This window comes from Streptomyces sp. 13-12-16, from assembly GCF_002114215.1.
Taxonomy (GTDB): Bacteria; Actinomycetota; Actinomycetes; order Streptomycetales; family Streptomycetaceae; genus Streptomyces.
In genome coordinates this window covers 1-3,320 of record NZ_NCTE01000851.1, presented here as the reverse complement: position 1 = coordinate 3,320, position 3,320 = coordinate 1, and the positions used below count along the sequence as shown (strand labels likewise).

Sequence of the window (3,320 nt, the reverse complement as noted above, 5' to 3'; positions counted from 1 at the left end):
CTGCCCGCCCTCCCCCGGCCCGCCGGCACCGTCGCCGGCTGCGTCACCTGGTACGCCCCCACCGACCTGCCCGCACTCGCCGAGGACCACCCCGAGGGCGCCTACGACGCCCACGACCCGGCCGGCTTCGAGGCCCTGCTGCTCGGCGGCGCCCCGGCGGAGCGGCCCGACGCGGCCCGCGACGCCAGCCCGGTCACCCACGCCGGCCCCCAGGCACCGCCCTTCCTGATCCTGCACGGCACCGACGACGTCCTGATCCCCGCCCGGCAGTCCGTCCGCCTCGCCGAAGCCCTGCGGGCGGCGGGCCACGAACCCGGCCTGCGCCTCCTCGACGGCGGCGACCACCTCTGGGTGGGCCTGACCGACGCGGACGTCGAGGACTGCTTCACCCGCACCGTGGACTTCGCCCGCCGCCGCACGGGCGGCGGGTGAACCCGGGCCGCCCTCACCCGGCGGCGGCCAGGCGCCGCCGCAACTCCTCCTCCGAGACGTCCTCCAGGTGAGTCAGGAAGACCCACACGTGGCCCGAGGGATCCTTGAGGATGACGGTGCGGTCGCCGTGGAACATGTCGGTCGGCGGCTGGAGGATCTCGGCGCCGGCCGCCTCCGCGCGCTCCGCCAGAGCGTCGACGTCCGGCACGAAGACGTGCAGCGTGACGGAGGTGCCCCCGCCGAGCGAGGACGGCGCGGCGAAGGACCCGGCCTCCGCCTCGTCCACACTCGCGTCGCCCAGCATCAGCGCCGACCGCCCGACGGTGATCTCGGCGTGCAGGATCCCGCCGCCCGGGGCGTCGATCCTGAAGTCCTCACGGGCGCCGAACGCCCGCCGGTAGAAGTCGATCGCCGCGGCGGCGTCGTCGACCATGATGTGCGGGACCACGGCGTAGCGGTAACGGTCGGGAATCCCGATGTCTGCTGTGCCGGCCGCGTGCTCGGCCATGACGGACCTCCTCCGAAGACACCGCCGGTCGGTTCCCGCGGCTGCGAACGAACGTAGAAGCTCAAGTCCGGTTCAGGTCAAGCGCGCGGCCCTCGCCGGTGGTTGTTCGTCGGAGCTCTCCGGATGACGGCCGAAGCGGGCCGTTCCGGGGCGGACCGACGATGTGTCGGAGACGCGGACGGTCGTGGACCGTGAGCCGGTGCGCTGTGAGGCGGTGTGGACACCGGACGTCGAACGGCACCCGGCCGACGCCGGGGAGGACCCGGGGAGCCGGCTGCCGGCGGCGGCCGGGCGGCCACCCGTCACCGTCGCACCGGGAGCACGCCATGACGCCCGCCGCCGAGCGCCGCACCCACGAGGGCCACGACCACCGGCACCAGGAGAGCCGCGGGCACGTCGCCGTCCCACGCGGCGACCACGTCGACCATGTGCGCGACGGACACATCGACGAGTGCGTGACCACCGGGCCCCGGCCGCACGAGGGCCACGGACACCGGCACGGAACCGGCTGCGGTCATGTCGCCGTGCCCCATGACGGCCATGTCGACCATGTGCACGACGGCCATCGGCACGCCGCCCACGAGGGGCACCGGGACGGCCACTGAACCACCCGGCACCGCACACCGGGCGCGGGCCGGGCGCGGATCACCAACTGCTCTTGGTCACCCCCGGAAGCTCGCCCGCGTGTGCCATCTCGCGCAGGCGGATGCGGGACAGACCGAAGGCGCGCAGATGACCGCGGGGGCGGCCGTCCACGGAGTCGCGGTTGCGTACGCGGGTGGCGCTGGCGTCGCGGGGCTGCCGGCGCAGTTCCCGCTGGGCGGCGGCACGTTCCTCGTCGGACGTCCGGACCGACGAGATGATCGCCTTCAGTTCGGCGCGGCGTTCGGCGTGGCGGGCCACGACGAGCCGTCGCCGCTCGTTCTTCGCGATCTTGCTCTTCTTCGCCATCAGACCTTCCCTCCCCGGGCGCGGATGCGCGCGACCGCGGCCTCGACACCGATCGCGTCGACCGTCTTGACGCCCTTGGCGGAGAGCGTGAGCCGGACATGGCGGCCTTCGCTCGGCAGCCAGTAGCGCTTGCGCTGGATGTTCGGGTCGAAGCGGCGCTTGCTCCGCCGGTGGGAGTGCGAGATCTGGTGCCCGAAGCCGGGCTGCCGACCGGTGAGTTGGCAGTGAGCGGACAAAGTTCCTCCTCGATGTCGATCGATGGCGGCAGACTAGCAGCTAGATGAAAATGAAATTCAATACCGTGTACAGTGCGGTCCATGGCCCGTAACGAACTGCGTCCGATCGTCAAACTGAGGTCCACCGCCGGCACCGGCTACACCTACGTGACCCGCAAGAACCGCCGTAACGACCCCGACCGCCTGACGCTGCGCAAGTACGACCCGATCGCCGGGCGCCACGTCGACTTCCGTGAGGAGCGCTGAGTACCGTGAAGCCCGGAATCCACCCCCCGTACCGCCCCGTCGTCTTCCGCGACCGGGCCGCCGGCTTCGCCTTCCTCACCCGGTCGACGGCCACGAGTGACCGGACCGTCGAGTGGGAGGACGGCAACACCTACCCGGTCATCGACGTCGAGATCTCCTCGGCGAGCCACCCCTTCTACACCGGCACCCAGCGCGTCCTGGACACCGCGGGCCGGGTCGAGCGCTTCGAGCGGCGCTACGGACGCGAACGGAGCGAACGATGAGCGCGGGCCGGGCGCGGCTGCCGGTCGCGATCGTCGCCGGACTCCACGCCGACGCCCGCCGGGCGGCCGTCGACGAGGTCCTGCGCGCGGTGCCCGGTGCGGTCGCCCTGCACCACGACCTGACGTCCGCCGTCGACGGTTCGGTGCGCCGGACCGTGCGCGACGCCGACGGCCTGCTCGGCAGCGGCGACGCGCCCCTGGTGAACGACTGCGCGTGCTGCGCGCTGCGCGAGGACCTCGTCCCGGAACTGACCCGGCTCGCGGAAGCGGGCGCTCACCGGCTGGCCGTCGTGGAACTGTGGGACTCCGTCGAACCCCACGGCATGGCCCCGGTCATCGCGTCCGAGGGCGCGCCGCTGGCGCTGACCGGGGTGGCCACCGTGGTCGACCCCGCCCTGGTCCTGCCGTACCTGACCGACGGCGACGACCTCGCCGACGTGGGCCTCGCCGCCGCCCCGGCCGACCGGCGCACGGTCGCCGACACCTTCGCCCGGCAGCTGGAATACCCCACGGTGATCGCCGTCGTCGAGGACGGCGCGGTCGCCGACGACGGCGACCGCGCGCTGCTCGCCCAGCTCACGCCCGGCGCGCGCAAGGTGCCCGCGGGAAGCGGGGCCCTGGGCACCGCCCTGCTGGCGGGCTTCGACCCCGAAGCGGCCGCCGCCCGCGTGCATCCCGCGTGCG

8 protein-coding genes are annotated in these 3,320 nt (G+C 73.6%); 5 read left to right on the top strand and 3 right to left on the bottom strand.

The features are described from left to right. Nucleotides 1–432 (top strand): prolyl oligopeptidase family serine peptidase (locus B7767_RS30485; protein WP_179167351.1); only part of this gene is annotated, 432 nt, incomplete at its 5' end. Between the two features lie 13 nt (nucleotides 433–445). Here B7767_RS30485 and B7767_RS30480 read toward each other — a convergent pair. Continuing rightward, entirely contained in the window at nucleotides 446–940 is a 495-nt protein-coding gene (locus B7767_RS30480) for a VOC family protein (RefSeq protein ID WP_085574967.1), read from the bottom strand. Nucleotides 941–1,266: 326 nt separating this feature from the next. Between B7767_RS30480 and B7767_RS30475 the strand changes: the two genes are divergently transcribed. Continuing rightward, nucleotides 1,267–1,545 carry a hypothetical protein gene (locus B7767_RS30475; RefSeq protein WP_085574966.1) on the top strand — a complete coding sequence of 93 codons (279 nt, stop codon included), beginning with the start codon at nucleotides 1,267–1,269 and terminating at the stop codon, nucleotides 1,543–1,545. 40 nt (nucleotides 1,546–1,585) lie between these two features. Here the strand turns inward: B7767_RS30475 and rpsN are convergent, their stop codons facing one another. Both rpsN and rpmB read right to left on the bottom strand, forming a co-directional pair. Beyond that, complete coding sequence (rpsN, locus tag B7767_RS30470; RefSeq protein ID WP_085574965.1) at nucleotides 1,586–1,891, bottom strand: 30S ribosomal protein S14; 306 nt, start codon at nucleotides 1,889–1,891, stop codon at nucleotides 1,586–1,588. Next, complete coding sequence (gene rpmB, locus B7767_RS30465) at nucleotides 1,891–2,127, bottom strand: 50S ribosomal protein L28 (protein ID WP_085574964.1); 237 nt, start codon at nucleotides 2,125–2,127, stop codon at nucleotides 1,891–1,893. Before rpmB ends, rpsN begins: the two co-directional genes overlap by 1 nt. A gap of 81 nt (nucleotides 2,128–2,208) precedes the next feature. On the opposite strand from rpmB, the gene rpmG reads away from it, so the two are divergent. The 3 genes from rpmG to B7767_RS30450 all read left to right on the top strand — a co-directional run. Continuing rightward, a complete protein-coding gene (rpmG, locus tag B7767_RS30460; RefSeq protein WP_085574963.1) occupies nucleotides 2,209–2,373 on the top strand; it encodes a 50S ribosomal protein L33 in 165 nt (54 codons plus the stop codon). 5 nt (nucleotides 2,374–2,378) lie between these two features. After that, nucleotides 2,379–2,636 (top strand): type B 50S ribosomal protein L31, encoded by a 258-nt coding sequence (locus B7767_RS30455; RefSeq protein ID WP_085574962.1) that lies wholly within the window; start codon nucleotides 2,379–2,381, stop codon nucleotides 2,634–2,636. Next, a partial coding sequence (locus B7767_RS30450; RefSeq protein ID WP_306298005.1) for a GTP-binding protein occupies nucleotides 2,633–3,320 on the top strand: 688 nt, incomplete at its 3' end. The genes B7767_RS30455 and B7767_RS30450, both read left to right, overlap by 4 nt.

Coding starts and splice junctions, on each gene's coding strand:
- B7767_RS30480 (WP_085574967.1), bottom strand. CDS start 940: ATGGCCGAGCACGCGGCCGGCACAGCAGACATCGGGATTCCCGACCGT.
- B7767_RS30475 (WP_085574966.1), top strand. CDS start 1,267: ATGACGCCCGCCGCCGAGCGCCGCACCCACGAGGGCCACGACCACCGG.
- rpsN (WP_085574965.1), bottom strand. CDS start 1,891: ATGGCGAAGAAGAGCAAGATCGCGAAGAACGAGCGGCGACGGCTCGTC.
- rpmG (WP_085574963.1), top strand. CDS start 2,209: ATGGCCCGTAACGAACTGCGTCCGATCGTCAAACTGAGGTCCACCGCC.